The sequence below is a fragment of the Halorubrum laminariae genome (genome assembly GCF_024494655.1).
Taxonomy (GTDB): domain Archaea; phylum Halobacteriota; class Halobacteria; order Halobacteriales; family Haloferacaceae; genus Halorubrum; species Halorubrum laminariae.
On record NZ_JANHDL010000001.1, the window covers coordinates 420,155 to 446,800 of the forward strand.

Annotated in this window: 24 protein-coding genes; 8 read left to right on the forward strand and 16 right to left on the reverse strand. The window is 68.1% G+C overall.

Features of this window, described 5'->3' with window-relative positions:
* The first annotated feature begins 51 nt into the window (after positions 1-51).
* Positions 52-441, forward strand: coding sequence for a cupin domain-containing protein (locus NO887_RS02045; RefSeq protein ID WP_256416838.1), 390 nt, complete (start codon positions 52-54; stop codon positions 439-441).
* 75 nt (positions 442-516) lie between these two features.
* Entirely contained in the window at positions 517-3,477 is a 2,961-nt protein-coding gene (locus tag NO887_RS02050; protein ID WP_256416839.1) for a DEAD/DEAH box helicase, read from the forward strand.
* A gap of 9 nt (positions 3,478-3,486) precedes the next feature.
* Here the strand turns inward: NO887_RS02050 and NO887_RS02055 are convergent, their stop codons facing one another.
* From NO887_RS02055 to NO887_RS02065, 3 genes are read right to left on the reverse strand one after another with little or no spacing between them, the layout of a single operon-like run.
* Positions 3,487-4,104, reverse strand: a complete 618-nt coding sequence (locus tag NO887_RS02055) for a dolichol kinase (protein ID WP_256416840.1) — start codon at positions 4,102-4,104, stop codon at positions 3,487-3,489.
* A gap of 4 nt (positions 4,105-4,108) precedes the next feature.
* Positions 4,109-5,911 carry a glycine--tRNA ligase gene (gene glyS / locus NO887_RS02060; protein ID WP_256416841.1) on the reverse strand — a complete coding sequence of 601 codons (1,803 nt, stop codon included), beginning with the start codon at positions 5,909-5,911 and terminating at the stop codon, positions 4,109-4,111.
* Positions 5,912-6,760, reverse strand: a complete 849-nt coding sequence (locus tag NO887_RS02065) for a CBS domain-containing protein (RefSeq protein ID WP_256416842.1) — start codon at positions 6,758-6,760, stop codon at positions 5,912-5,914. It abuts the gene before it with no gap.
* Between NO887_RS02065 and NO887_RS02070 the strand changes: the two genes are divergently transcribed.
* Positions 6,759-6,995, forward strand: a complete 237-nt coding sequence (locus NO887_RS02070; RefSeq protein ID WP_256416843.1) for a hypothetical protein — start codon at positions 6,759-6,761, stop codon at positions 6,993-6,995. The genes NO887_RS02065 and NO887_RS02070 overlap by 2 nt on opposite strands.
* A gap of 54 nt (positions 6,996-7,049) precedes the next feature.
* Entirely contained in the window at positions 7,050-7,271 is a 222-nt protein-coding gene (locus NO887_RS02075) for a DUF7556 family protein (RefSeq protein WP_256416844.1), read from the forward strand.
* A gap of 39 nt (positions 7,272-7,310) precedes the next feature.
* Here NO887_RS02075 and NO887_RS02080 read toward each other — a convergent pair whose 3' ends face one another.
* The 3 genes from NO887_RS02080 to NO887_RS02090 form a co-directional block, all read right to left on the reverse strand.
* Complete coding sequence (locus NO887_RS02080) at positions 7,311-8,216, reverse strand: ketopantoate reductase family protein (RefSeq protein ID WP_256416845.1); 906 nt, start codon at positions 8,214-8,216, stop codon at positions 7,311-7,313.
* A gap of 67 nt (positions 8,217-8,283) precedes the next feature.
* Positions 8,284-9,483, reverse strand: coding sequence for a pyridoxal-phosphate dependent enzyme (locus NO887_RS02085; protein ID WP_256416846.1), 1,200 nt, complete (start codon positions 9,481-9,483; stop codon positions 8,284-8,286).
* On the reverse strand, positions 9,483-10,439 hold the full coding sequence (locus NO887_RS02090; RefSeq protein ID WP_256416847.1) for a succinylglutamate desuccinylase/aspartoacylase family protein: 957 nt from the start codon (positions 10,437-10,439) through the stop codon (positions 9,483-9,485). Before NO887_RS02090 ends, NO887_RS02085 begins: the two co-directional genes overlap by 1 nt.
* A gap of 201 nt (positions 10,440-10,640) precedes the next feature.
* On the opposite strand from NO887_RS02090, the gene NO887_RS02095 reads away from it, so the two are divergent.
* Together NO887_RS02095 and NO887_RS02100 are read left to right on the forward strand one after the other, a co-directional pair.
* Complete coding sequence (locus NO887_RS02095) at positions 10,641-10,889, forward strand: hypothetical protein (RefSeq protein ID WP_256416848.1); 249 nt, start codon at positions 10,641-10,643, stop codon at positions 10,887-10,889.
* Positions 10,890-10,971: 82 nt separating this feature from the next.
* The gene (locus tag NO887_RS02100) at positions 10,972-11,769 is read left to right on the forward strand and encodes a helix-turn-helix transcriptional regulator (protein WP_256416849.1); all 798 of its coding nucleotides are present in this window, start codon (positions 10,972-10,974) and stop codon (positions 11,767-11,769) included.
* A gap of 438 nt (positions 11,770-12,207) precedes the next feature.
* Here NO887_RS02100 and NO887_RS02105 read toward each other — a convergent pair whose 3' ends face one another.
* Complete coding sequence (locus NO887_RS02105; protein ID WP_256416850.1) at positions 12,208-12,741, reverse strand: inorganic diphosphatase; 534 nt, start codon at positions 12,739-12,741, stop codon at positions 12,208-12,210.
* A 330-nt stretch (positions 12,742-13,071) separates the two neighbouring features.
* Here NO887_RS02105 and NO887_RS02110 point away from each other — a divergent pair, with 330 nt between their 5' ends.
* Complete coding sequence (locus NO887_RS02110) at positions 13,072-13,431, forward strand: PadR family transcriptional regulator (protein WP_256416851.1); 360 nt, start codon at positions 13,072-13,074, stop codon at positions 13,429-13,431.
* Positions 13,432-13,590: 159 nt separating this feature from the next.
* On the opposite strand, the gene NO887_RS02115 is transcribed toward NO887_RS02110, so the two are convergent.
* From NO887_RS02115 to NO887_RS02150, 8 genes are all read right to left on the reverse strand, one after another.
* Positions 13,591-14,310 (reverse strand): DUF7108 domain-containing protein, encoded by a 720-nt coding sequence (locus NO887_RS02115; protein WP_256416852.1) that lies wholly within the window; start codon positions 14,308-14,310, stop codon positions 13,591-13,593.
* Positions 14,297-14,893: a ribonuclease HI gene (gene rnhA, locus NO887_RS02120; protein ID WP_256416853.1), complete on the reverse strand. Its 597-nt coding sequence runs from the start codon at positions 14,891-14,893 to the stop codon at positions 14,297-14,299. Before rnhA ends, NO887_RS02115 begins: the two co-directional genes overlap by 14 nt.
* 72 nt (positions 14,894-14,965) lie before the next feature.
* Positions 14,966-18,529, reverse strand: a complete 3,564-nt coding sequence (locus NO887_RS02125) for a DNA polymerase II large subunit (protein WP_256416854.1) — start codon at positions 18,527-18,529, stop codon at positions 14,966-14,968.
* Between the two features lie 28 nt (positions 18,530-18,557).
* Positions 18,558-18,977 carry a PPC domain-containing DNA-binding protein gene (locus NO887_RS02130; protein ID WP_049984456.1) on the reverse strand — a complete coding sequence of 140 codons (420 nt, stop codon included), beginning with the start codon at positions 18,975-18,977 and terminating at the stop codon, positions 18,558-18,560.
* A gap of 199 nt (positions 18,978-19,176) precedes the next feature.
* The gene (locus tag NO887_RS02135; protein WP_256416855.1) at positions 19,177-19,551 is read right to left on the reverse strand and encodes a NifU family protein; all 375 of its coding nucleotides are present in this window, start codon (positions 19,549-19,551) and stop codon (positions 19,177-19,179) included.
* Positions 19,552-19,647: 96 nt separating this feature from the next.
* The gene (locus NO887_RS02140) at positions 19,648-19,977 is read right to left on the reverse strand and encodes a DUF5783 family protein (protein ID WP_256416856.1); all 330 of its coding nucleotides are present in this window, start codon (positions 19,975-19,977) and stop codon (positions 19,648-19,650) included.
* A 149-nt stretch (positions 19,978-20,126) separates the two neighbouring features.
* Positions 20,127-22,847: a heavy metal translocating P-type ATPase gene (locus NO887_RS02145; RefSeq protein ID WP_256416857.1), complete on the reverse strand. Its 2,721-nt coding sequence runs from the start codon at positions 22,845-22,847 to the stop codon at positions 20,127-20,129.
* A gap of 201 nt (positions 22,848-23,048) precedes the next feature.
* Positions 23,049-24,377 (reverse strand): amidohydrolase, encoded by a 1,329-nt coding sequence (locus NO887_RS02150; protein WP_256416858.1) that lies wholly within the window; start codon positions 24,375-24,377, stop codon positions 23,049-23,051.
* A 135-nt stretch (positions 24,378-24,512) separates the two neighbouring features.
* On the opposite strand from NO887_RS02150, the gene NO887_RS02155 reads away from it, so the two are divergent.
* Positions 24,513-24,857 carry a dihydroneopterin aldolase family protein gene (locus NO887_RS02155; RefSeq protein WP_256416859.1) on the forward strand — a complete coding sequence of 115 codons (345 nt, stop codon included), beginning with the start codon at positions 24,513-24,515 and terminating at the stop codon, positions 24,855-24,857.
* 15 nt (positions 24,858-24,872) lie between these two features.
* Here the strand turns inward: NO887_RS02155 and NO887_RS02160 are convergent, their stop codons facing one another.
* Positions 24,873-26,501: a GTPBP1 family GTP-binding protein gene (locus NO887_RS02160; protein ID WP_256416860.1), complete on the reverse strand. Its 1,629-nt coding sequence runs from the start codon at positions 26,499-26,501 to the stop codon at positions 24,873-24,875.
* Positions 26,502-26,646 lie beyond the last annotated feature (145 nt).

Below are 26,646 nucleotides of genomic sequence, written 5' to 3' on the forward strand. Positions count from 1 at the left end.
GGACGGTTCCACTTCCCGTATTTTTACCATCCCGTCGGTACTCGACGGCGTATGGTACGTTCGTACGACCCCTCGGAGATTCCGTCCGTGTACAACCTCAAAGACGTGCCCCTTGCCAAGGAGGGCAAGGGCTTCGAGCAGGCCGTCTTCCGCGGGGTCGACCAGATGATCGGGATGACGACGATCGGACCGGAGCGGGAGGACAAGCCACCGCACTCGCATCCGTGGGAGCAGATGAACCTCGTTGTGGAGGGCGAGGTGGACTTCCTCGTCGACGGCGAGCGGATCTCGCTGTCGACGTACGACGCCGTGGAGATTCCGCCGGACGTGCCGCACGCGTCCCGGGCCGTCTCCGACGAGCCGGCCACGCTGCTCGCCTTCTGGCCGCTCCGCGAAGACCGCCTCGACGCGACCGACTACCAGACCGAGTTCGAGATCTAAACCGAGTTCGAGATCTGAGCCCCCGGCCGTTCGCCCGGCGACGGGCTTAATCGGTCGAGCGCCCAATTCGGAGTGATGCCAGAACGGGCGGGGATGGACGCGTTCGCACACCTCGGGAGCGACCTCCGAGACGCGCTCTCGGACCGGGGCTTTTCGACGCCGACGGAGCCGCAGCGAGCGGCCATCCCGCCGCTGGCCGACGGGAAGAACGCGCTCGTCCTCGCTCCCACCGGAACCGGAAAGACCGAGACCGCGATGTTGCCCGTCTTCGACGCACTCGTCGCGGCCCGCGACGCGCCGGGCGATCCGCCCCGAGAGGGGATTTCGGCGCTGTACATTACGCCGCTGCGCGCGCTCAACCGCGACATGATGGACCGGCTGGAGTGGTGGGGCGACCGACTCGACATCGAAGTCGCGGTGCGCCACGGCGACACCACGCAGTACGAGCGCAGCAAACAGGCCGACGACCCGCCGGACGTGTTGATCACGACGCCGGAGAGCCTCCAAGCGATCTTGACGGGCTCGAAGATGCGGGTCGCACTCGAATCGGTCGCCCACGTCGTGATCGACGAGGTCCACGAACTCGCCGCCGCGAAACGCGGCGCGCAGCTCACGATCGGACTGGAGCGGCTGCGTCGCGTGGCGGGACCGTTCCAGCGGATCGGGCTCTCCGCGACGGTCGGCGACCCAGACGAGGTCGGGAAGTTCCTCGTCGGGTGCGGCCGGCGCGACCCCGACCGCGAGGGCGATCGCGCGTTCGAGACGGTCGAGGTCGCGGCCGGGAGCCGGACCGACGTGCGCGTGCTCGACCCGGAGATCACCGACCGCGACACGACGCTCGCCGGCGAGTTGGCGACCGACGAGACGACGGCGAGCCACGTCCGGACGATCCGCGACATCGTCGCCGAGCACGACTCGACGCTGATCTTCGTCAACACGCGACAGACCGCGGAGGCGCTCGGCTCGCGGTTCAAGACGCTCGCAGAGCGGGACCGAGAGAACGCGGGCGGCGGCGCGGACGCCGACGAAGGCGTCGCCGACCCGACCGAGATCGAACTCCACCACGGCTCACTCTCGAAGGAGGTCCGGATCGACGTGGAAGACCGGTTCAAGTCTGGCGACCTCGACGGACTGGTCTGCACCTCCTCGATGGAACTCGGCATCGACGTGGGTCGCGTCGATCACGTGGTCCAGTACGGGAGCCCCCGCGAGGTCGCCCGCCTGCTCCAGCGGGTCGGGCGAGCGGGCCACCGCCGCGACCTCGTGTCTGAGGGGACCGTCGTGACGCAGGGTGGCGACGACACCCTCGAAGCGCTGGCGATCGCCCGGCGCGCCGACGCCGAACTCGTCGAGCCCGCGAACATCCACCACGGAAGTCTGGACACGGTCGCCAACCAGATCGTCGGCCTCGTGATGGACGACGGCGAGATCCACGCCCGCGAGGCCTACGAGACGGTGACGAACGCCTATCCGTTTAGGGATCTCTCGGAGCCGCAGTTCCAAGAGATCGTCCGCGAGTTGGACGGGAACCGGCTGCTGTGGCTGGACGAGGAGACGGACATCCTCGAAAAATCCGGGGGGACGTGGCAGTACTTCTACGCGAACCTCTCAATGATCCCCGACGAGTCCACCTACGAGGTGTACGACATGTCCTCTCGGCGGCAGATCGGCACCCTCGACGAGCGGTTCGTCGTCAACTTCGCGGGCCCGGGCGAGACGTTCGTCCAGCGCGGCGAGATGTGGCGGATCACCGAGGTCGACGAGGAGGAAGAGCGCGTGAACGTGACGCCCATCCCCGACCCGGCGGGCGAGGTTCCCTCGTGGGTCGGCCAAGAGATCCCCGTCCCGAAGCCGGTCGCCGCGGAGGTCGGGCGGATTCGGGGTGAGGTGGCAGCGGCGCTTTCGGCGGGATCAACGCCCGCGGCCGTCGCCGGCGACCTCGCCGAGCGGTACCCCGCGGACCCGGAGACGATCGCGACCGCCCTCCAGCCGGTCGTCGATCACGTCGAGGCGGGTCATCCGGTGCCGACCGACGAGCGGATCGTTATCGAGGGGTACGGCCGGACGATGGCGGTCAACGCCGCGTTCGGCCACGAGGTCAACGAGACGCTCGCGCGGCTGCTCGCGGCGCTCGTCGGCCAGCGCGCCGGATCGTCGGTCGGGATGGACGTGGACCCGTACCGGATCGAGTTCGAGGTGCCCAGCGAGGTCGACGCGGGCGACTTCCGCGAGGTGCTGGAGTCGACCGACCCGGAGAAGCTGACGGCGTACCTCGAACTCGCCCTGAAGAAATCGGACGCACTGAAGTTCACGCTCGCGCAGGTCGCCGCGAAGTTCGGCGCGGTGAAACGCTACCGCGAGGGGCGCGGGAAGTTCGGCGGCGATCGCCTGCTCGCCGCCTTGGAGGGGACGCCCGTCTACGAGGAGGCGCTGCGGGAGGTGTTCCACGTCGACCTCGCGGTCGACGAGACCGCGGAGGTGCTCGCGGCCGTGCAGTCAGACGGGACGACCCGCGACGATGGGATCGAACTCGCGACCGCCCGCGAGCGGACCCCCCTCGGCACCGCCGGCCGGTCGTCCGGAACCGAGTTCCTCGTGCCCGAAAACGCCGATGCCGACGTGATCGAGACGGTCCGCGAACGGATTCAGAACGACCGAGTGATCCAGTTTTGCCTCCACTGCACCGACTGGACCCAGACGACGAAGGTACGCCGCGTCCGCGACCAACCGGAGTGTCCCGAGTGCGGGTCGACCCGGATCGCCGCCCTCAATCCGTGGGACGAGGAGACCGTCGCCGCGGTCCGGGCGGAAGAGAAAGACGACGAACAGGAGCGACGGACGGAGCGGGCGCACCGCTCCGCGAGTCTCGTGCAGACCCACGGGAAGCGCGCGGTGATCGCGCTGGCGGCGCGCGGCGTGGGACCACACAACGCGGCACGGATCATCAACAAACTGCGCGAAGACGAATCCGAGTTCTATCGCGACGTGCTCCGGCAAGAGCGAGAGTACGCGCGGACGCAGTCGTTCTGGGATTAGTCGCCTACGCTATCCCACCAGCGCGATCGCGAGGAGCATCCCGCCGGCCGCAGCGGGCGGGATTGTGAGGTTGTCGTCGACGGGAATTCCTCGAATAATTGGCGGGATACCGTCGGCGACCGCGGCGGGAACCGCACCGGCGACCGCGACCACGACGCCGGCGTTCGGGCCGAACGCGGGGATCGTAAAGGGGACCGCGAGCCCGAAACAGACGAGGGCCATCGCGATCCACGCGGCCGGTCGTTTGGCCTCCGTGGCCTCGTTGTCCGCGAGCGCGCCGCTGACGGGGTCGCCGACCGACAGCATCCACATCGCGGGGATCGCGAGCGTGGGGTCGAAGAGGAGGACCGCACCGGTCATGCTCACCTGGTACAGCGCGTAGCCCGCCAGCGCGTCTGCCTCGTACTCGCGCGTCAGCGCCCGGTAGACGGCGTGGTCGAGGCCGACCACGAGCCGGAGGAACTCCAGCGCGAAGACGACGGCGAGCGCAATCCCAAGGAAGACGCGCGTCTCCCCCCACGTGAGCCAGCCGAGCAGGTACGGAACCGGGTACAGCGTTCCGCCCGCGTGGACCAGCCGACGCTCGAACTCCACGCGTTCGCGCCACGCCGCCGCCGGGAGAGACACGAGCTTAGGTCTCGGTGGTCGTCTCGACGTTCGTCTCCACGGCGCCGTACCGGTCCGTCAGCGACTCGAACTCGCCGCCGGCCCGGAGCGCGGCCAGCTCCGCGGCTAGCTCCGCGGCGGGTACCCGAACCTGCGCCGCGGAGTCGCGCTCGCGGACCGTGACGGTGTCGGGGCCGTCGCCTTCGACGCCGTCGCGGTCGACGGTGACGCAGAACGGCGTGCCGACCTCGTCCTGTCTGCGGTAGCGCCGACCGATCGAACCGGAGTCGTCGTACGCGACCGCGAGCCCGGCCGCGCGGAGGTCGGCTGCGATCTCGTCGGCGAGGGGCGTCAGCCGGTCGTCGTTGGTGACGAGCGGGAAGACCGCGGCGTCCTGCGGCGCGATCTCCGGTTCCAGCGAGAGATACGTCCGCGCTTCGCCGTCGACCTCATCCACCTCGTAGGCGTGCGCGAGCAGCGTCTGGACTGTCCGTCCGACCCCGAAGGAGGGTTCGACGACGTGCGGCGTGATGTGCTCGCCGCTTTCCGTCACCTCCTCGACGGCGAAGTTCGCCACGTCGGCGTCGACCTCGTGTGTCTCGGCCGCGTCACCCTCGCCGACGGTCACTTGGACCGCCTCGCCGTCGAAGGCGTCGGGGTCGCGCTCGGCGAGGGTTTCGAGCGCGTCGGCGACCGCGGCGGCGTCGCCGCCGAACTCGGGACCGAGCACGGACATGTCGGGGTCGACCGTCGCGCGCTCGACCGTCTTCGGCTCGTCGTACCGTTTGAAAACGGTGAACGAATCGTCGCCGTGCGCGTCGTGTTTCGAGAGGTCGTAGTCGCCGCGGTACGCGAAGCCGGCGATCTCGATCCAGTCGCCGTCGACCTCGCTTTCGGCGTCCCAGCAGTCGGCCGCGTAGTGGGCGCGCTCGCCCGCGAGGTGCTGGCGGAACCGGAATCGATCGGTGTCGACGCCGATGCGCTCGTACCACTCCTGTGCGACGCCGAGGTAGTAGCCGACCCACGGAGAGCCGATGACGCCCTCGTCGACAGCCTCGCCGATCGTCGTCTCCAAGTAGTCGCCGTCGTCGGCCTCTTGTGCCGTGGCGGGGTAGAGCCGGACCGCGACATCTTCGACGCTCCCGAGCGGGGGCTCGTCCTCTTCTGGATCGATGAACTGCTCCAACTCGGCCTGCGTGAACTCGCGGAGCCGGAGGAGGCCGCCGCGCGGCGAGATCTCGTTGCGGTAGGCGGGGCCGATCTGGGTGATCCCGAACGGGAGGTTTCCGCGGGCGTACTCCTTTAGCCGCGGGAACTCGACAAATATCCCCTGCGCGGTCTCGGGTCGGAGGTAGCCGGGCTGGGCGTCGCCCGGCCCGATGTCGGTCGCGAACATGAGGTTGAACGCCTCGACCGGCTCGCCGGCGAGTGGGGTGCCACAGGAGGGGCACGCGATCTCGTTGTCAGCGATGAGGTCTTCGACTTCCGCGCCGGGAAGCGCCTCGGCGTCTTCGATGTCGGTGACGGCCTCGACGAGGTGGTCTGCGCGGTGCGACTCGCCGCACTCGGGGCACTCGACGAGCATGTCGTCGAATCCCTCCAAGTGGCCGGAGGCCTCGAAGACGGCCTCGGGCATGATCGTCGGGGCCTCGATCTCGCGGTTCCCCTCGCGGATGGTGAACCGGTCGCGCCACGCGTCCTCAACGTTCCGCTTCAGCGCAGCACCCTGCGGCCCGAAGGTGTAGAAGCCGGCCGTCCCGCCGTACGCGCCGTTGGAGCCGAAAAAGAACCCCCGCCGCTTCGCCAGTTCGGTGAGCCCGTCGGCCATCTACAGCCCCTCCAGCAGGTCGACATCCCGGACGATCCCGTCGAGGTCCGTGCCGTTGACCAATGGGACCTGCTCGATGTCGTTGCTGATGAGTTCCTGTGCGACTTCTTTCGCCGTTCGCGTGCCGGAGACGGTGACCAGATCCGCGGTCATGAAGTGGCGCGTCGCGCCGACGGGAAGCTCCACGTTCCGGGTCGGCAGGTAGCGCGCGCCGGTCGCTTTGATCCCTTCCCACGACCACTCGGAGTCCTGTTCGGCGATGGAGTCGCCCGTGCTCGCCTCTCCCTCGACGACGCGGGCGACCTCCAAGATGTCGACCTCGGTGAGTATCCCCGCGATGGCGGCGTCGTCGTCGAGCACGACCGCGTAGGGGACGTTCGCGAGACCGATCTCGCGTTCTGCGACCGGCAGCGGCGTCTCGGTGTGGGTCGCGTTGACCGCGCGGGTCGCGAGGTCGCCGACCGGGGTGTCGCCGTCGATCTCCCCGCGAGCGATCGCCCGGATCACGTCGGTGACGGTGCAGATCCCGACGAGGGCGTCGCCGTCGACGACCGGGAGGCGGCGGGACGACTCGGCGACCATCGTCTCCGCCGCCGAGACGATGTCGTCGTCAACCCCGATCGTTGGCACGTCGCGCATCAGCAGTGCGAGCTGGTCTTCGTCCGGCTGCTCGATGAGGTCGTCACGGGAGACGAGCCCGCGGTACACCTCGTCGCCGTCGACGTCTTTCACGACGGGGACCGACGAGAAGCCGTGCTCTTGGATGTACTCCAGCACGTCGTTCCGGCTTCCGGGAATCTCGACGACGACGAGATCCGCTCGCGGCGTCATGGCGTCAGATACGTTCATGCACCGCCTTTCAGCGTCGCACCTCTTGTATACTGCGAAGGTGGCCGCAGGCCTTGATGATTCACGGGCGAAGCGACCCGGCCGGTACAGTCGGTACACGCTCCGGTGTGTCAGGGACATGTGTCGGGGACACGCGATCCGTGAGATCGACGGCGAGACCGGCGGTTCGGCGGCCTATCGTCGTCGTTCGTCGAACGCGGGCGACGATCCACTGCAATCCGAGCTGATTCCCTGACTGCACCGGTCTCTGGTTCGGAACCCTTATACGTACTGTGAACTATTGACAACCATGTCACGGAGTTCCACTCCATGGGACGACCCGGACCCCGATCACCGTCGGACGGCGCTGCCGACGGATCCAGCCCTCGACGCGGCGGACTCGCAGGATATTATGGCCTCAGTGGATTCGTCTGCGTCGCGGCCGGAGTTCGTGATCGCGGATGTCTCGCGAGAGAACGCGTGGGTCTCGGTCGACGAGAGCGACGCGACCGTCCTCGAAGAGTGGTGTTGAGCTAGCGTCTGAGGCGGCGCGACCGCGACACCGACCCGGTCACTTTTCGCCGCGGAGCCCCGCTCCGCGTTCCCACGCTCGAAGCAGCGACGCCAGCGTCCGACAGGTTGGCACGGCCGCATCGTGTCGCGCGGCTCGATCTGTTACCGCGCCGTAGATGGCGTCGACCTCGGTCCGCCGGCCGGCCGCGACATCTTCGCACATCGACGAGCGGTTCGCGGCGGTGTCCGCCGCCACCCGTTCGAGCGCGGCGACCGCCGCCTCGTCCGTGAGGTCGACGCCGTCGACGCGAGCGACGCGCGCCGTCTCGCGGGCGGCCGAGCGGGCGATGCCGCCGGCCGGGCCGTCGAGCGTCGCACCGTTCTGGAGCCGAGCGAGCGCGGACGGCCCGTTGATTCCTGCGTTGACCGCGAGCTTCTCGTACCGACGACGCGGCATATCCGAGGCGACGGTCGCGTCGATCCCCGCCGCGTCGAAGGCGGCACCGGCGCGGTCCGCGAGCGGGTCGGGGCCGCCGGCGAGCGACCCGACGGCGACCTCGCCGATCCCGGTACAGGTCACGCGTCCCGGCTCGGCGAGACGCGCGCCGTAGCTCGCGGTGCCCGCGAGGACGGTCGCGTCGAGCGCGGCGACGAGCCGCTCCTCCGTGAGTCCGTTCTGGAGCGAGCACACCGCGTCGTACTCGCCCGTCGCGAGCGCCCGCGCCGCCGCGTCCGTGTCGTACGCCTTCGTCGTGACCAGCGCGAGGTCCGCCGAGCGGTGGGTCCCGTCGGTGAGCGCTCGGAGACGGACGCGGGCGTCGACCGCGCCGTCGATCCGGAGCCCGTCCTCGCGAATCCGGCGCATGTGCGGGTCCCGGCCGACGAGGGTCACGTCGTGTGCGCGCGCCAGCAGCCCGCCCACGAGGCTCCCGAGCGCGCCCGCGCCGTAGACGAGGATCTCCATACGCGGACGCCACGGTCCGCGGTGAAAAAGGCGTGACGGTGAGACGAGAGGCGGTGAGGCGAGTCGCTCACGTCTTCAGGCCGCTGCCGGTGAGCGGGACGACCACGTCGTCGTCGGGCGCGATCGCGTTGCGATCGCGGAGCGCGCGAAGCGCCGCGGGCGCGACCGCACAGGTCGGCTCCGTGTAGAAGCCGGCAGCGTGGAGTCGGTCGAGTTCGCTCGCCGTGTCGGTCTCGGTGACCGCGATCGCGTCGCCGCCCGTCCCGTCGAGCGCGGCGTGGATCGCCTCGCTCCGAACCGGCTCCGCGATCTGGATCCCGTCGGCCGCTGCGTTGACGCGGCCGTCGGGGTCGGCGGCGTCCGGCCCGTGACGCTCGCGGACGATCGGCGCGACGCCGGCCGCCTGCGCCCCGTAGAGCCGCGGGATCTCGGTTATCCATCCCGCGCGTTCGAGCCGGCGGAAGCCGCGGTACGCGCCGAGGAACAGAGTGCCGTGGCCGAGCGGAGTCACGATCGCGTCCGGCGCGGTCCAGTCGCGCTGTGCGGCGATCTCGTAGGCGATCGTGGCGGTCCCCTCGAAGAAGGCCGGGTTCCACGCGTGGCTGGCGTACCAAGCGCTCTGGTCGGTGTCAGCGCCCTCTTCGTCGTCACCAAGCGCGGCGAGACAGGCGTCGGTCACGTCCGCGCGGCTCCCCTCGACGCGGACCGGCTCGGCCCCCGCTCGTCGGATCGCGCGGAGCTTGGCCTCTTTGACATCGGCTGGGACGTAGATTTCGGCCGCGATCCCGGCGCGCGCGGCGTACGTCGCGATCGCCGCGCCGGCGTTTCCGGAGGAGTCCTCGACGACGCGCTCGACGCCGAGTTCCCGCGCGCGGGTGAGTGTCGTCGTCGCGCCCCGGTCTTTGAACGACCCCGTCGGGAAGACGTACTCCAGTTTGAACGCGGCGTTCCACGGGCCTGCGCCGGCACCGGTCTCGTCGTCGCCTGTCTCGTCAGGGGCGGGGCTGTCGGCGACCGAGCGTCCGTCGGCGTCGACGAGCGGCGTCATCCCCTCACCGAGCGTCACGCGGTCGGCGGGGTCGTCGCCGACCGCGAGGAGGTCATCGAACCCCCACAGTCCGCCCCGAGCGTCGACTGCGGCCGGGGGCGGCGGACCCTCGGTCGGCACCGGCGGGTCGGAAAACGACAGTGGCGCGCCGCACGCACAGCGCCATCGGTCGGAATACGTCGCGCCGCACGCAGGACACGCGAGCCGTCGCGGCGACATCAGTATCGGTCGACGTTGGTGCCGACAGAGCAGACGTACTCGCCCGCGGCCACCTGCGGGAGCCGGCGCGTGCGCCAGAAGACCCCGTCGGCGTCGGCGGTCACCCGGGCCTCCAGTCCGCCGAACACGTCGGTCACCTCAAAGAGGACATCGCCGGCCGAGACACGCTCGCCGAGGTCGCGCTCGAACCGGACGAGCCCGCCAGCTGGCGATCCGTACTGGTCGAAGCCGCGCGCGCGGACCTGCTGTTCGAGGTCGACATCGCCGTCGAGAAAGCCGTAGTGACGGAGCACGTTGAACACGCCCTCGACGCCGTAGCGGATCGACTCCTCGTCCCAGCCGACGCAGCCGCCGAGCTCGGGGTCGATCGTCGGGATCCCGTGTTCGGGACCGGCGCGAGCGAGTTGGCCGTCGGGACCCTTGATATCGAGGACGTGTCCGCATCCGAACACCTTCGCGAGCTCCAAGCAGTCGCCGTGAAGGTGATGGCGGACGCCGCAGCGGACCCGCGTCTCGTTTATCATCCGGCTCGTCGATCCCTGATGGAGGTCCAAGATGAGGTCGGCGCGCGTCGCGGCCTCGAACGTCGCGTGGGCGATCCGTTCGCTCGTCGTTCCGTCCTCGTCGCCGGGATACCCGCGGTTCATCTTCCGGTCGTCGATCGGGTTCCGGTGTTCGGCCACCTGAAACGCGAAGTAGTTAACGACGCCGACGACGAGGACGCAACCCGACAGCTCCGTCGGGTCGATCCGGGGAACGACGCGGTTGACGACACCGAGACCGTTGAGTTCGTCGCCGTCGCTGACCGCTTGGAGGTAGAGGGTCTGCCCGTCCGCGGCACCGTTGATCACCGCGACCGGCAACCGGACCGGACTCCCGTCGCGCGTCTCGCCGACCTCGAGACGACCCGTGTCCGTCTCGCCCGGCGGAGCGCGGGCCGTTCCGAGTGAGATCATTACCAGACGGTGGGACGGCGTCCCCTTTATCCGTTCGGTTCGCGCCGATTCGCCGCCGTCTGCGCCTCGTTCGGCCGCCGTCTGCACCTCGTTGGGCAGTCACTCGATCCTCGCTGGCCGTCGTCCGATCGCAGGTCGATGGCCGCGAATCCGTGTCTAGCGCCCCGCTGTTTTTTCACCTCGCGTGGTCCATACGAAGGCATGACTGACATACACGACGCGATCCGCGACGCGTTCGAGCACACCGAGTACGACCTCGGCGACATCGCCGTCAACCGGCGGCAGGTGCGGGTTCCGGTCCTCCAGAAGGGCGCAGATCCCGACGCGCTTCGGGCCGTGATCGAGGAGGCGCTCGGTACCGACGCAGTGGCCGCCGTGACGGTGACGACGGAGGCGATCGACGGCGAGGACACCATCGGGACCGTCGTGTCGTTCCGTCACCGCTCGTGATCGGCACCGGAGACCTCACATCGGCTGATCAGTGCGACGCGATACCGTTAACTCACCGGTGGTCGTACGCACGGATCTCACGATGACGGGCGACGACGGACACGACGGCGCGGCGTACCTCGCCGGATCGCCGGTTCGAGTCGAAATCCTGCGAGCCCTCCGGTGTGAACCCCGACGGCCCGCGGACCTGACGACGGCTATCGACGCGACGCGAACGACGGTCCAGCGAATCTTAGCCGGCTTCCGCGAGCGCGACTGGGTCGTCAAACGCGAGGCCGCGTATCACGTGACGCCGACCGGAAGGAGAGTCCACGACGCGTACGAGGAGCTGCTCGACGAGGTCGAACGCGCCGAGCGGTTCGGACAGTTCGCGGCCGACCTCGAACGTGTTGGCGCGGATGTCCCGCCGAAGGCCCTCGACACGGGTGACCTGACGGTCGCCCCTGATCGGAATCCGTTGGCGGCGGTCGACCGAATCACCGAACTGCTCCGGGAGGGACGTGGGTCCGAGATCCGCGCGGTCTCGCCGGTCGTCATCCAGCAGTTCAACGACGCTGCCACGGAGGCGCTCGACGCCGGTGCCGAGATAACGCTCGTGGTCGACCGGGACGTGGTCGAAACGTCGATCGATTCGTTCGAATCCGCCACGAACCGAGCGCTCGACGACGACGCCGCCACGGTGTACGTCTCGTCGAGTCGGATCGAGTACGGGCTGTTTCGGTACGACGGCCTCACCTGCGTGACCGCGTACGACCGGCGGAACAACCCGCGATGCGTGCTCGAATCACAGGATCAGGCGGTCAGCGAGTGGGCGGACGACCGGTTCGACTCGTTCCTGAACGACGCACGGCCGCTGTCGACCGTCCTCGAAGACGCCTAGCCGACGATCGCGTGGCGCTCCGTGTCGCCGCCATTCGTCGCCGGCGATCGCGTGGCGCTCCGTGTCGCCGCCATTCGTCGCCGGCGATCGCGTGGCGCTCCGTGTCGCCGCCATTCGTCGCCGGCGATCGCGATGTCCCTCGGTCGCGGCGCTCTCCAGTCGCGCTCGCGATCAATCGCGGCGCTCCGCAGCGCCGTCGTCCGACCGATCCTCGGGATCGAAGTTTGCGGGGACGACCGTGGGGTGGTCGATACCGACAGCGGTGGTGTTCGCGCTCATGGCACTGGGTGTAGCTACGTCCTCCGACGGCTAAAAATTACCCATGTGCATAACGCATCGGAGCGGTGACGGCAGATACACTGCGGTTATGTCCCCGGAAGAATATCCGACCGTCGGCGGACGCCTCTGTTCTGGCTCCCGTCGATTCGGACCCCGTCGCTACTGGAACTCTTCGGCGTAAAGATCCTGTGCGTGTTCGATCGCGTCCTTGGCGGCCGCCTTGTCCTCCCAGCCGAGCGTCTCGACTTCCTTTCCGGCTTCGAGGTTCTTGTACGTCGAGAAGAACTCGTCAATCTCGTCGCGGATCTGCTGGGGGATGTCTTCGAGGTCGTCGATGTGGTCGAAGCGGGGGTCCTCGGTCGGCACCGCGATGACCTTGTCGTCCTGCTCGCCGTCGTCGTCCATTTTCATCAGCGCGACGGGGCGGGCCTCGACGACGCAGCCGGGGAACGTCTGGTCTTCCACGAGCACCATCACGTCGAACGGATCCTCATCGTCGTAGTACGACTGCGGGATGAACCCGTAGTCGTACGGGTAGTGGACGTTCGAGTGGAGCACGCGGTCGAGCACCACGCCGGGGATGTCCTTGTCGTACTCGTACTTGTTGCGCTCGCCTTTGAGACACTCAACGACCGCGTAGATCTCGTCTGGCGCGTTCGGTCCCGTCTCGAGATCTTCCCAGAGGTTGACCATGTGAACGGTAGTGCGTCCAAAGCCCGCAAAGTCCTTTCGGGTTCCGACGACGCACGGCGATTTCGCCCCCGTTGCGTCCCCGATATCGGCTATTTCAGCCGCTTGTTTCGGTGAGACATTCGGTCCGAACGGCCGGAGATATTCGACGAATTCTCGCCGATCATCCCGATCGACGGTCGATCAGTCGAGTGCACTCGATCAGGTGGGGACCCAAGTCTCTGGCCGCTAGCCCACCGTTCACGTGGGTTTCACACAAATTTTACGGGTGATGTATTCGAATATTCACGAACCTTGAGAAAGGTTATAAGTTCGGCTTCCCTTCATATACCCATGTCAGAGGCACAATCGGTCACTGATGGAGATGTACCGCGATCGGCGTCAGACCTTACCGCGTTCCAACAGAACATCCTCACGATCCTCGCGGAAGAGCCCATGTACGGTCTCGCGATCAAACGCGAGCTCGAATCGTACTACGGCTCGGAGGTCAATCACGGACGGCTCTATCCGAACTTGGACGACCTCGTCGACGACGGGCTCGTCGAGAAGAGCGAACTCGACAAGCGGACGAACCAGTACGAGCTGACGGAGGCCGGACACGACGTCGTCCTCGGCCAGCTTGAGTGGGTTCTCGACCGGTTCGTCACCGACGAGACGCGCGGCGACGAGGTCCGCGCGCTCCTCGGAGAGTGATCGCCGGCGACGTCGCGCACTGACGCGACCGGCGTCTGGGTGTCAGAACCGGCTACGACTGCTCGCGGCTCCTCGTTTTGGCACACGAGCGCGGTGAAAACCGCGACCCACACGGAGAGCGACGCCCCCGTCGAATCCGCCGATCACACGGAGAAAGCGTCACGCGTCGGGACCGTCGACGTCGGCCGCGACCGCTTCGATCACCGACAGGGACTCGTCGGCGACGGCCAGCTGTTCCTCGCTCGGCCAGCCGTTACGAACGAGGTACTCCTCCCGGAACTCCGCGCGCATGTCGGGCGTGGCGTCGTCGATCGGGCGGACGTAGTGGTTGCTCATGAACGCCGCGAACGTCCGAGCGGTGTCGGCGTGTACGTTTGACTCGCGCTCTGCGACCGCGGTCGCGACGGCGTCGTTGTACGCCGCGATCTCCTGAAAGCGGTCGGCGTCGCCCGGCCCCGACAGCGACACCTCGACCGCGCGCTCCGTGGTCTCGATCCGATCGAGTTGGACGGTGCCGTCGGCCATCCACTCGTCGGGATACATCACGAGGGTGTCGTCGTCCCCCCGAAGGCGCGGGACGTAGTCGTGGTCCGTGACGAGTTCGTCGCGACGGTCGCGGTAGAACTCCGCCGCCGCGTCGTCGTCCGTCTCGCGCGCCAGCCGAGTGAGACGTTCCGCCTCGTCGACGACATCGGCCGGGAGGTCGGGGACGCGGTCCTCCGTCGCGTCCCGCTCGTCGTCGGCGTTGGCCGCGGTTTCCTGATCGCCGTCGTCATCGCCGGCCTCGGCCGCCGCGTCAGTGTCATCAGCGTCGGCCGCCATCAGTTCTCGTGCCCGTTCTCGCGCCCACTCCGGGGGCTCGTCGTCAGTTCCGGTCATCGAGTGCCTCGTTGGCCAGATCGTCGGCGCGCGCGTTTATCTCCCGCGGAACGTGGCCGATCGACCACCGGCCGAACCGGTCCAACAGCTCCCGGACCCGAACCCGCTTCTCGCGGAGTTCAGGGTCGTTGGCGTTCCACTCGCCGCGGACCTGTTTGACGATCAGTTCCGAGTCGCCCCTCACGTCGGTCTCGTCGAACCCGTACTCCTCGGCGGCTTCGAGCGCCCGGATAAGCGCAGCATACTCCGCCTGGTTGTTGGTGACCCTGCCGATCCGCTCGCCTCCCTCGGCGACGATCCCGTCCGACGTGACGAGACACCAGCCGACCGCGCCCGGTCCGGGGTTCCCGCGCGAGGCACCGTCGAAGTAGACGTGTGCGCGGCCGCCGCCGTCCGCAAGCAGATTCGTGAGCCGCGTCGGGTCGCCCCCCTGAACCACGACCTTGTCGTCGTACGCGACCGCGACCGCCCCGTCCCGTTCGGCGCGCCACCGCTCATGAGCGGTGTTTCCCTCGTCGATCCGGACGCCCGCGTCGGACAGGCGGTCCCGAGCCGTCGCCGGGTCGCAGTCGATTGTCGGCATATGTCTGCGTTCCGTGTCTGCGGGACAAATGGCTGTCCGTCCGGCTCTGGCGTGAGGCGCGGAGCCGATCCGTCACATGAAGTCCGCGATACCCGACTGCTTGTTGGTGTCGTCCTCGAAGATCGACTCCAGCGAGTCGTCTAACACCTGCAGCCGCTGTTTGGTGTAGGGACGGCAGCCGAACCGGTCGGCCACCTCGATGGCCGTGTCTACGTACTTGCTCACCGAGCCCTCGTGGACGGTGAGGTTCACCCGGCCGCCGCACTCCCGACAGTCCCCGCTCAGGGGCATCCGGCGGTACTTCTCCCCGCAGTCGAGACACCGCGTCTCCTGTCGCGAGAAGGCGCGAAGGTTTCCGATGATGTCCGGCAGGAAGTGGTACTCGATGACCCGCTCGGCCACGTCGGTCTCGTCGACGGCGCGGAGCTTCCGCGCGAGTTCCAACTGCGCGTCCATCTTCTCCATCATGTCGCCGAGCGTCTTGTACGCCGAGAGATCCGGTCCCATCGCGATGTCCGTCGTGTCGTGCGTGTGGTCGAACCCGTGATACTCGTCGTCGGTCCCGAGCGTGTCCTCACCGATCTGTATCAGCTCCTCGACCGACTCCGGATCGGCCATCTCAAGCGTCGCCTCGTACAGCTCTACGGGGTACTCCCGAACGATGTCGACGTTGTGCGCCTCGTCGTCGATCTCGGCGGGATCGATCCGCGATGACATCACGAGGGGCGCGTCCATTCTTCCACCTCTTTGATCTGGCAAAAAGGTCTTAGAGAAATTGAGAAGTCCGTCCATAAGAAGCATAACGCAATCCTCGTCACCGTCGCAGTTGCGGCGCTTTGCGGCGTGGAAGTACGGATGCGCGTATCCCACCGCCGCCGACGTGAAACCCACCACTCTTCCGACAGTTGCCGCGCTCGTGTGCGGGGCCATCCCGAAGACCAGCTCGCCGACGAGGTCGTCGCGCTCGTTTACCTCGTAGAAGCGGTCGAGCCCGTAGAACTGCGCTAAGAGGTCGTCGACGAAGTCCGCGGTCTTCAGCATGTGCTCTGCCGCGCCGTCGGAGAGCACGATGTCTTGCACCTTCAGCTCGACCAGCTGGTCGTCGTGGCGCAGCGGCTCGCCGTCGATATCCGTCTCGTAGCCGAGTTCTCGGAAGTGGTCGGCGGTGACGTCGAGCTCCTCCGGGCGGACCGCCGTGACCGGGAGATCGGTCATGTCGTACCTGACCGTTCCGTCTTTGAACGACGTGACGCCGTTTTTCGCCCGGAGGACGCCCTTCTCTATCGGCTCCGGCGTCTTGTTCCGCGAGGTGAGCCCCTGAACCCCCTTGAGGATCTCGAACGCCGACTCGCGTTCGCCGACCGCCTCCATCGCCGAGTGGTAGGCGTCGTGCACGTCGATCTCGCGGCGATTCGCGGCGGTCACCTCCCACTCGCAGCGCGGGCAGACGACGCGTCCCGCCTCGTCTGGCTCGCAGACGGTCCCGCACTGGCCGCACTCGTAGTGGAGGTCGGTGTGCGTCTCGCAGTCGGGACACAGCGCCCGATAGGTGTGTTCACCGCAGTCGGGACAGACGCGGTCTGCGACCTCTACCTCCAGCCGGCCGCGACGGCCCGTGTCGTCCATCACGTTCGCGGCCTCCGCGACGTCGCGCTGGGGACCGCCAGCCTCGGTTATCGGGAACAGCGTGTGGACCGCCGGGGAGAGGTCGCGGCTCTCCGACTTCTCCGGGCGGCCCATTCGGTTTCCGATCCGGGTCGGCGCGCGTTCGCGGATTTCGAACGGAGCGACCTCGGCGACCGCCCGCACCGCGTTGTCGCCGCCGTCCCACTCACGGGCGTCCGCCGAGAGGTCATCCGCGGCCCACGTCTTCCGGAGGCCGTCGTCGACGCCGAGCGACCGCGCCAGCGGCCGCCAGGTGGGGATCCGCAGCGCGTCCGGCGTGGCGGCGTGCTCGACCAACAGCGCCTCCAACGCCTCTCGGGTCGTCTCCGTGCGCTCGATCGCGAGGACGCCCTCGACCACGTCGCCGTCGGCGACCGCGTCGGCGAGCGTCTCGAACGCTTGGACAGAGATGTCGTGCCAGAGGTAGGTGTACTCGGGGTGAAGCGGGCAGTCGTACGCCTCGGCCCACTCCAGCGCCGCCTCGACGCTCGGATGTTCGAGGTCGACGCCGGGGTCGTCCGAGAGCGCTTGAACGTCCGCACCGGCCGCCTCGAACTCCTGCACCCACCACTCGTACACGTACGACGCGGGGGCGAGCGCGTGATTGTTCTCGATGAACTCCCCGTAGTTGACCAGATACTCGCCCAGATCGAGCACCTTCTCGATCCCGTTGCGAATCGCCTTCGCCTCCTCGGGATCGTCGATTTGACGGACCTCACCGTTCGCGAGGCGGACGGTCGGCCCGTCGATGGAATCGACGGGGACGACGCCGTGGGCCTTTCCCGGGCGTTCGGTCTTGATCTGGGTGCCGGCCGCGAGGAAGTCGTCGACGATGTGCATCGTCGCGGGGTGGACGCCGCCGGTTGCGAACCCGTGGTTCCGCGCACGGCCGTACCGGAGCCGGAAGCCGCCCGCTTCGCTCGGGTGGGTGAACACCGGGCGGCCGGCGATGAGGTCGCGCAGGAACTTCTGAGCGGACTCCGCTCTGGGAGGCCCGGCAGGCTCGGTGTGCTGCTCGTCGACCGCGGAGACATCCGGGTCCGCGGCCTCGGCTGGATCACCGTCGTCGCCAGCGGCGGCGGCGTCGTCGTCCGCGTCGCTAGCGTCGTCGCCGTCGCCCACGCCGTCCCTCCCGATCGTCCCGTCGATCAGGTCTTGGAGCCACGGCCAGTCGACCTCGTCGAGGTTGCGGGTGTACCGCTGAATCTTGGGGGCCTTGAGCGCGATTCCCTCCGCGGCAACGAGACACATCCCGCCGCGGGCGGAGTTGGTGTCGACGCGCTCCAAGTCGCGAAATCCCGAGACCTCCTCGTCGCTCGTCGCCTCCCCGTCCAGCATGATGGGTATGTGCTTGGCGATGAACTTCGACTCCTTGTCCTTCGGCGTGTACTGGAGCCCGGTCTCCGTGTCGTACAGCGCGATCTCCTCGGCGTATCGCTCGACCTCCACGTCGCGCGGTTTGTACTCGTCGATACCCAGAAGCGCCCGGGCGTAGTCCGCGACGAGCACCGACAGCGCCTGCGCCGTACCGCCGGCGGAGCGTATCGGGCCGGCGTAGTAGACGTTGATGAACTCCGTACCGTCGTCGTTCTCCAACAGCTCGACGCGGTCGATCCCCTCGATCGGCGCGGCGACGACGCCCTCGGTGAGCAGTGCAACCGCGGTTCGGACCGCCCCCTCGACTTTCCCCTCGCGGGAGTCGTAGTCGCCGACGCTGCCGTCGACGAAGTCTTTTACAAGCTCCAGAGCCGCCTCTTCGCGAGACATCTGCCCTTCCAGCTCGCGGACCCGCACTGCGACGCCGTCGATGCCCAAGATGTTCTCGACGCGGTCGGCCATGTCGCGGGCGACCGGAATCTCGATTTCGGGCTCCGGATCACGTCCCTGCTCTTTCGCGGCCTCCGCGACCGCCCACGCCTCATCGAGTCGGTCTTCAATCCGGGCGAAGTAGCGCTTGTCGTCGGGCCTCATCGCGGTAGCTCGGGTCGTCCTCGCCGCCTCACAGCCACAGGTCGAGGTCGGTGGTCGGGTCGTGTTCGCGCTCCAACGGCTCGTCGAACGCGCGGAGGTGACACTCGCCCGCCCAGACGGTCGCCGAGTCGAGATGGCCGGCCAGCGCCTGTCCGCTCGGCCGCGAGAGCACGGCGTGGGTGTGCGCGAACACGTCGCCCTCAAGCAGCGAGACATTGCCGACGCAGGCCGCGACCTCCAGCGGTTCGTCGAACGTCACCGACTGGTACTCCGTGTCCTCTTGGTCGTAGAACCAGACGTCGGCGTCTTGGACGGCCCCGAGCGCCGTGAACCAGCCAGCCTCGACATCTTCGGCGCGGGCGAGGTCTTCGATCTCCTCGCGCCAGTCGGCACCGGTCTCGAACCGCGCGACGTACTCCGCAGTCGTCTCGACTTCTCGGTGATGCATGCACGCGCCAACGACCGCCGGGGGCAAAAACCCTGTCGACGACCAGCCGGCGACGAAACGCGCCTGCACCCCGCCAGATGAGAATTGATATAGCAGTTTGTGGTTTACTTCAACAGTTCGGCGTCAGTGGAGATGTCGAACGCAGATGGAACTCCAAGCGTTGAAAACCCGCAAATCGAGAACGTCGGAACGTGTCCGCTTAGAACGGGGCCTGCGGCCCTTCGTCGTCGCCGCCGTCGTCGGTCGTCTCACCGGGGAAGGAGGGAGATGTACCGCCACCGGTGCCGCCGAGGTCACCGTCCGCGCCGGCATCCATGCCGGTGTCGGCGTGGACCGTCTCGATCTCGGGAATCTCTTTGACCATCCGGGACTTGATGGCTTGGATCGTCATGGGCGAGATGCCGCAGCCGGAACACGCGCCGCCGAGCTGGACCGTCACCTCGCCGTTCTCACGGTCGAGGTGGCTTATTGCGGCGCTTCCGCCGTGCATCTGAATCTGCGGGAAGTTGCGCCGCAGGAAGTTCGTGATCCGCTCGCGGAGGTCGTTGTCCGCGTCAGTCGTTTCCGTGCTCATGCCAACGAGTTGGCGGTCGGCGGGCTTATGCCTTTGGTTCGAACGAACGCGAAGCACGAAAATCGACGCGTCGAGCGGTGAACCGAGGGAACGCGCTTATTTGGGGCGGTCGACGCCGAGCGTCCGATACAGTTCCGTCTCGATCCGGCCGACGTACTCCTCAAGCGTCTCCTCGAATTTCTCGTCGTCGACGGCGACGGCACCGCTGATGCGTTTGCGGGGATTTTCGGGGAGTTCGACTCGGAACTCGCCGTTCTCGTAGAACGGTTCGGACTCGTTGAGTACCGTCTGGTCGATCCCGTGGATCAGCTCCGAGTCGTGCCGGTCGTTCATCTGCTCGAACGCATTCTTGTACGCCCGCTGGAGTTCGTTGAAGTAGTGAGCGTACTTGTCCTCGAACTTCTCGGGGTCGAACTCGTCGGCCATACCCGATCCGACGCGCGGGCGATGAAAAAGTCAGGCGATCGGTGACGACCGCACGGATCCGCGGCGTATCAACGTCTCTGGGAAAGAACTCCGAATCGCGTGTGTATGTAATATATCTCATACTGCTATACAAAATTTCTAGGAGTCCGTCACCGCAGCCGACCGAGCAGCCGGTAGTCGCGGTCCGGTTCGTACCGACGGAAGAGGAGGCTGTTGGTGAGCACGCTCACGCTGGAGAAGGCCATCGCGGCGGCGGCGAGCGCGGGTTGGAGCAGTCCGAGTGACGCCAGCGGAATCATCGCCGTGTTGTAGCCGAGCGCCCACACGAGGTTCTGTTTGATCTTCTGAAGCGTCGCGTCCGAGATCCGGATCGCCCGAACCACGTCGAGCGGGTCGTCGCGCATCAGCGTCACGTCCGCGGCCTCGATCGCCACGTCGGTGCCGCTCCCGATGGCGGTGCCGACGGCCGCGACCGCGAGAGCCGGCGCGTCGTTGACGCCGTCACCGACCATCATCGCCTGTCGGCCGTCGGACTGGATCGACTCCACCGCGTCGGATTTGTCCTCGGGAAGGACCTCGGCGCGGACGTTGCCGGAATCGATCCCGACCCGTTCGGCGACGGCGCGAGCGGTGCGCTTGTTGTCGCCCGTGATCATCATCACGTCGAGGCCGCGGTCGCGGAGAGCGGTGACGGCGTCGGCAGCGCTGTCTTTCACCGTGTCCGCGTCGGCGACGACACCGACGAGTACTCCTTGGTACGCGACGAGCATCGCCGTCTTGCCCTCGCTTTCGAGCCGTTCCATCGTCTCCGCGGCGGGATTGGGATCGACTCCGTTGTCTCGGAGCAGCTTCCGGTTGCCGACGAGCACCTCTCCCCCACCGTCGGACGAATCCGACGCGACCGTCGCGCGGACGCCCTGGCCGGGGACGTTCTCGAAGGAGTCCGGGTCCGCGACATCGAGACCGCGCGCCTCGGCTCCCTCGACAATGGCGCGCGCGAGAGGGTGCTCGCTGCCGCGTTCGGCGATCGCGGCGATCCGAAGCACCTCGTCGGCGGTGAGTGCGTTGGAGTCTCGATCGGACGGGGATCCCCCGTCCTCGTCTTCGGCCGATCCGACCGCCGAGGCGGTTCCGCCGTCGGGACGTGGCTCGCCGTCGGGTCCGAACGCGACCACGTCTGTCAGTTCCATCTCGCCTTCGGTGAGCGTCCCCGTCTTGTCGAAGACGATCGTGTCGACATCGCGGGCGCGTTCGAGCACGTCGCCGCCCTTGAACAGGACGCCGTTGCGCGCGCCGATCGAGGTCCCGACCATCGTGGCCGCGGGCGTCGCCAGACCGAGCGCACAGGGACACGCGATGAGCACCGCGGAGGCGAACACGACGACCGCAAACTCGAAGACCGAGACGCCGCCGCCCGCGACTGCGGGGCCTCCGGCGACGAGTCCCCACAGCGGGAGCGCGTCGACGAATCCGGCGAGCACCTCGGGGAACAGGAACCAGACGGTCCCCCAGATCAGGGCGTTGACGATGACCGCCGGGACGAAGTACGCGGAGATGCGGTCGGCGAGGTTCTGGATGTCGGGCTGGCGCGACTGCGCTCGTTTCACCGTCTGGACGATCTGCTGAAGTGCGGTGTCCGCACCCACCTTCGTCGCCTCGACGACGAGCACGCCGTTCTCGTTGATCGTGGAGCCGACTACCTCGTCGCCCTCGCGTTTCTCGACCGGGACCGACTCGCCGGTCACCATCGATTCGTCGACGGCGCTCTGTCCGTCGACGACGATGCCGTCGGTCGGGATCTTCTCGCCGGGGCGGACCTTCATGCGGTCGCCGGGTTCGACCGCGTCGAGGGGGACTTCCTCCTCGGTCCCGTCCTCGTCGACGAGCGTCGCCGTCTCGGCTTCCATCTCCAGCAGCTTCCGGAGGGCTTCGCCGGCCCGGCCCTTCGAGCGGGCTTCGAGGTAGTTGCCGAGCGTGATGAACACGAGGATGAGCGCGGCCGTGTCGAAGTAGAGGCTCCCCGCGATCACCTCGGCGAGGACCGCGACCGAGTAGAGGTACGCGGTGCTGGAGCCGAGCGCGATCAGCACGTCCATGTTGGCGCGGCGGTTCCTGACGAGCGCCGTGTAGGAGTTCTCGTAGAAGGGACGACCGAGCGCGATCTGCACCGGCGTCGCGAGCAGGAACTGCACCCAGCCGACGCCGACCCCGAACACCGTCGCCGGGAGGAGCGCACCGTCGAACGCGAGGTGGTCGACCATGAATGCGAGAAGCGGTGTCGCGAGCGCGGCCCCGAACAGCGTCAGGCGGAGCTGTCTGCGGATCTCGTCCTCGCGCGCGGCGTCGCGCGCGCTCTGGTCTGCGTCCCCGTCGGCGGTGCTTGAATCCCCGGAACCGGCGGCCGCGTCGTCGCCGTCGGCGGCGCTATCGCCGCGGCCTCCGCTCCCGTCCTCGCGAACCGGCGAGTAGCCGGCCGACTCGATCGCGTCGTAGAGATCGGCGAGGGAGGCGTCCGCGGGGTTGTAGGTGACCTGCGCCTCGTCGGTGGCGTAGTTCACGTCGGCGTCGACGACGCCCGGCGTGTCTTCTAACGCCTCCGCGTTCGTCTCGGCGCAGTTCGCACACGACATGTCCGTGATCGCGATCGTTACCGTCTCCGAGACCGCGCCGTAGCCCGCCGACTCGACCGCGTCGTGTATCTCGCGGAGCGATACCGCCTCGGGATCGTACTCGACCGTCGCCTCGTCGGTGGCGTAGTTCGCCGTCGCCGACGCCACGCCGTCGAGGGCTTCTAGGGCGTCCTGTATCGTCGCCGAGCAGTTGGCACAGGACATCCCCGTGATGTCGAGGTGAGCGGTTCTGTCTGGCATGTCTACTACTAGGGGCTCCTCTCTTAGCTGGTTTACTGCTTGGATAGTCGGTGTGAGATCGGGTGAAAACCTTCGATTCCAAAGCGTTCTGTCATCCCCGGCCTGACAGGCGGACAACGGACCCGTCCTCGCCGAGGGCGACCGGCCGTCGATGCGGCCGTCGTCAGTCTCGGCGTGGTCGGTCAGTCCCAGCGTGCTCGGTCAGTCGCGTTCGGCCCGAGCGACGAGATCGTGTGCGGCGTCGGCCGCGCGCGCTTGTATCTCGTCGGCGTCGAGCGTCAGCACGTCGCGGTCGCGCATGAGGACCGTGCCGTCGCAGACGGTGTGTCGCACGTCGCTCCCGCGCGCCGCGTACGCGAGGTGCGACACCGGATCGTGCACCGGCGTCAGGTGCGGCACGTCGAGGTCGACGATAGCGAGGTCGGCGGCCGCGCCGGGCTCGATCCGACCGCCCGGGAGCCCGAGCGCGGCCGCGCCGGCCGCGGTCGCCATCTCGACGACGGCCTCCGCGGGGACCGCGCTCGCGTCGTCCGCGGCGAGTTTTCCGAGCATGGCCGCGTCGCGCATCTCGTCGAAGAGGTCGAGGTCGTTGTTCGAGGCCGCGCCGTCGGTGCCGAGCGCGACCGTGACGCCCGCGTCGCGCAGCCGCTGGACCGGAGCCATCCCGCTGGCGAGCTTCATGTTCGAGGCCGGACAGTGAACGATCGCGGTCCCCGTCTGGGCGAGCCGGTCGATCTCCCCGCCGTCGAGGTGGACGCCGTGTGCGAAGAAGTTGTCCGGGCCGAGCGCGTCGGCGTCTGCGGCGTAGTCGATCGGCCGCTCGCCGCGCTCCTCGACGATCGGGTCGACCTCGTCGATCGTCTCGTTCGCGTGGAGGTGGATCGGGACGCCCGCCTCGCGGGCCTCGGCCACGCCTTCGCGGAGGAGGACCTCGTCGACCGTCGTCAGCGAGTGGGGCATGAAGGCGGTCCGGATCCGACCGTCCGCGGCCCCGTCGAGGTCGCGGGCAACCGCGAGTCCCTCCTCGACGTCCTCGCGCGCGTCGGCCTCGTCTTTCCCGACCGTCACGACGCCGTGGCCGAGGCGCGCGCGAAGCCCCGCGCGGTCGACCACGTCCGCGACCCGGTCCATCGCGAAGTACATGTCGGCGAAGGCGGTCGTGCCCGACCGGATCAGTTCGAGGACGCCGAGTTCGGCACCGGCCTCGATGTCGTCGGGCGTGAGCTCCGCCTCGACCGGCCAGATGTCCTCGCGCAGCCACGGGTCGAGCGGCTTGTCGTCGGCGTACCCGCGCAGCAGCGTCATCGAGACGTGGGTGTGCGCGTTGACGAGCCCCGGAATGACGAGCGATCCGGACGCGTCGAGGGTCTCGGCGGCTTCGCCGTTCGCTTCCGTTTCGTCGCTCTCCCCCACGGTCTCCTCGCCCACGGCGACGATCGTCCCCGCGTCGCGGTCGATCGTCACGTCGGACTCGGTCACGCGGCCGTCCGGGCGGAGCACCCGTCCACCGGTCACGCGAAGCGCGTTCATACCCACGGGTTCCGGCCGCCGGACCTAACTCCTTCCGTTCGATGTCGGCGTACCACCGCCGACGTGGGAGCACGCTTCGCCGACGGCAACGCGCGCCCTCCGAACGCCTTTCCCTGCCGCCGCCGGAGGACCGCCATGGCAACCGACGCCCAGCAGGCGTGTTTCGAGGCGGGGATCAAGTTCGGCTCGCTGTACCACCAGTTCGCGGGGACGCCCGTCAGCCCGTCGAGCATCCGGAGCTTGGAGACCGCGATGGCAGAAGCGATCGAGAAACAGCCGTTCTGTGAGTCCGTCACCGTCGAAATCCACGGCGACCGCGTCGCCGACGCGATCGACCACGAGAACGACTACACGGAACTCACGGGGTCGCTGATGGACGTGGAAATGCGGATCGACTACGAGGGGGTCCGCGTCCGCACCCGGATGACGATGACCGATGGCTACCCGCTGATGGAACTCGTCGGAGTCGACGAGCCCTGATACTTCTCACCCGGCTCAGTCCGGATTCACCGCGCGGATCGTCCCGACCCCCTTGCTCGACCCCTCGCGGAAGACGAACCGCTGCCCCTCTTCGACGAGATACGGTCGGAACTTGAACCGAACGCGCGTCTTCCCGGTGTCTCCGGGGAGCAGCTGGCCGCCCTCGGGCGAGAAGACGGCCGCCTCCGAGACGGTCTCGACGTGGACAACGGGCTCGTAGCCCTCTTGGATCCGCGTCGGGTGGTTGAGTACCATCGCCTCGGCCTCGAACTCTCGGACCGGTTCCGGGTCGCTGTCACGGGGGACCAAGGCCATTCCGCGTTCGATCTCCGCCTCGTCGACGCCTTTGAGCGCGATTCCCACGATCCGGCCGGCGGTCGCCTTGTCGACGCGGTGGTAGTGCATCTCGATGGAGCGGACCTCGACCTCGCGGAAGGACCCGTCGGCCATCGGCCCCAAGAGGAGTTCGTCGCCGGCCTCGACGGTCCCGGAGTTGACCGTGCCGGACGCGACCGCGCCGACGCCGGTCACCTTGTAGCTCCGGTCGACGTACAGGCGGAACTCCTCGCGCTCGGGGGTCGCGCGCTTCGGGAGCGACTCGAAGAGCCGGTCGAGCGTCTCGACGCCCGCCTTCGTCACCGCGCTCGTCGACAGCAGGGGAACGACGCCGTCGCCGACCTCCGTGACCGCCGCGTCGATCCCGTGACGGTCGACGAGGAGGGGCGTCTGATCCGCGTCCCGCAGCATCGACTCGACCTCGCGTTCGACCGCGGCGAGCCGTTCGTCACTCACGGCGTCCGCCTTCGTGATCGCAACGATGGTGGGCAACTCCGTCGCCAGCAGGATGCCGAGGTGCTCGCGGGTGGTCTTCGTCGGCCCGTCGTCGGCGGCGACGACGAGGAGTCCGTAGTCGAGCTTCTGGCCGACGAGCCCGCGGATCGTCGTCCGGAGCCACGGCTCGTGGCCCACGGTGTCGACGAACGAGACGAGCCGGTCGGCCTCCTCGACGATCCGCGCGCGGTCGGACTTCCGATGGGGGTTGTCCATCCGGATCGGCTCGCCGTTGCCGTCGGCGAAGCCGTACACAGCGTACGACAGGTCCGCCGACAGCCCGCGCTCGACCTCGTGCGGCTGCACGTCGAGGAAGCCGCGCGTGCCGCCCTGACCGTCGTCCGCGCGGCCCGTGACGAGCGTGCCGACGAGCGTCGACTTCCCGTGGTCGACGTGGCCCGCCGTCCCGATCACGAGGTGGTCGTCGTCGGTCTCGAACATCCCGCCGTCGCGGAGGGTCGCGAGCCCGACGAGCCCGTCGGTGTTCCCGCTCCCGGACGACCCGGCGCTCCACGTCTCGACGTCGGCGATGTGCGCGTCCGCCTCGCTCACGAGCAGCGAGAGCACGTCCATCGTCTCGGAGAAGGTCTCGGGGTCGACGCCTGCGAGCCCGCCGTCGTCGGTGACGCCGAGCACGTAGGTGGCCTCGCCGTCGCCGGAGAGCACGCGGTGACGGAGCTGAGCCACGAGCGATTCCATCCGGCCGTCGGCCAGGTGGATCTCGCGGGAGAGCCGCTCTTTGAACTCGATAGCGCCGCCGTCCCGTTCGCCGCGCTCGATGGCCCGCAACAGGGCGGACCGGTCAGCGCTCATGACCCTCCGTACGCGACAGCCGGGCTTAACGGTTTTCGTGCTATCCGTCCCCACGTGTCGTGATCGGTCCCGAGGGCTCACAATCTCTCACGACCGCTCGGGACCGCTCCGGAGCGACGCACCTTTTTCGACCGATGCGAAGGAT

Coding starts and splice junctions, on each gene's coding strand:
- NO887_RS02045 (WP_256416838.1), top strand. CDS start 52: ATGGTACGTTCGTACGACCCCTCGGAGATTCCGTCCGTGTACAACCTC.
- NO887_RS02050 (WP_256416839.1), top strand. CDS start 517: ATGCCAGAACGGGCGGGGATGGACGCGTTCGCACACCTCGGGAGCGAC.
- glyS (WP_256416841.1), bottom strand. CDS start 5,911: ATGGCCGACGGGCTCACCGAACTGGCGAAGCGGCGGGGGTTCTTTTTC.
- NO887_RS02070 (WP_256416843.1), top strand. CDS start 6,759: ATGCACCGCCTTTCAGCGTCGCACCTCTTGTATACTGCGAAGGTGGCC.
- NO887_RS02065 (WP_256416842.1), bottom strand. CDS start 6,760: ATGAACGTATCTGACGCCATGACGCCGCGAGCGGATCTCGTCGTCGTC.
- NO887_RS02075 (WP_256416844.1), top strand. CDS start 7,050: ATGTCACGGAGTTCCACTCCATGGGACGACCCGGACCCCGATCACCGT.
- NO887_RS02080 (WP_256416845.1), bottom strand. CDS start 8,216: ATGGAGATCCTCGTCTACGGCGCGGGCGCGCTCGGGAGCCTCGTGGGC.
- NO887_RS02085 (WP_256416846.1), bottom strand. CDS start 9,483: ATGTCGCCGCGACGGCTCGCGTGTCCTGCGTGCGGCGCGACGTATTCC.
- NO887_RS02090 (WP_256416847.1), bottom strand. CDS start 10,439: ATGATCTCACTCGGAACGGCCCGCGCTCCGCCGGGCGAGACGGACACG.
- NO887_RS02095 (WP_256416848.1), top strand. CDS start 10,641: ATGACTGACATACACGACGCGATCCGCGACGCGTTCGAGCACACCGAG.
- NO887_RS02100 (WP_256416849.1), top strand. CDS start 10,972: ATGACGGGCGACGACGGACACGACGGCGCGGCGTACCTCGCCGGATCG.
- NO887_RS02105 (WP_256416850.1), bottom strand. CDS start 12,741: ATGGTCAACCTCTGGGAAGATCTCGAGACGGGACCGAACGCGCCAGAC.
- NO887_RS02110 (WP_256416851.1), top strand. CDS start 13,072: ATGTCAGAGGCACAATCGGTCACTGATGGAGATGTACCGCGATCGGCG.
- NO887_RS02115 (WP_256416852.1), bottom strand. CDS start 14,310: ATGACCGGAACTGACGACGAGCCCCCGGAGTGGGCGCGAGAACGGGCA.
- rnhA (WP_256416853.1), bottom strand. CDS start 14,893: ATGCCGACAATCGACTGCGACCCGGCGACGGCTCGGGACCGCCTGTCC.
- NO887_RS02125 (WP_256416854.1), bottom strand. CDS start 18,529: ATGAGGCCCGACGACAAGCGCTACTTCGCCCGGATTGAAGACCGACTC.
- NO887_RS02130 (WP_049984456.1), bottom strand. CDS start 18,977: ATGCATCACCGAGAAGTCGAGACGACTGCGGAGTACGTCGCGCGGTTC.
- NO887_RS02135 (WP_256416855.1), bottom strand. CDS start 19,551: ATGAGCACGGAAACGACTGACGCGGACAACGACCTCCGCGAGCGGATC.
- NO887_RS02140 (WP_256416856.1), bottom strand. CDS start 19,977: ATGGCCGACGAGTTCGACCCCGAGAAGTTCGAGGACAAGTACGCTCAC.
- NO887_RS02145 (WP_256416857.1), bottom strand. CDS start 22,847: ATGCCAGACAGAACCGCTCACCTCGACATCACGGGGATGTCCTGTGCC.
- NO887_RS02150 (WP_256416858.1), bottom strand. CDS start 24,377: ATGAACGCGCTTCGCGTGACCGGTGGACGGGTGCTCCGCCCGGACGGC.
- NO887_RS02155 (WP_256416859.1), top strand. CDS start 24,513: ATGGCAACCGACGCCCAGCAGGCGTGTTTCGAGGCGGGGATCAAGTTC.
- NO887_RS02160 (WP_256416860.1), bottom strand. CDS start 26,501: ATGAGCGCTGACCGGTCCGCCCTGTTGCGGGCCATCGAGCGCGGCGAA.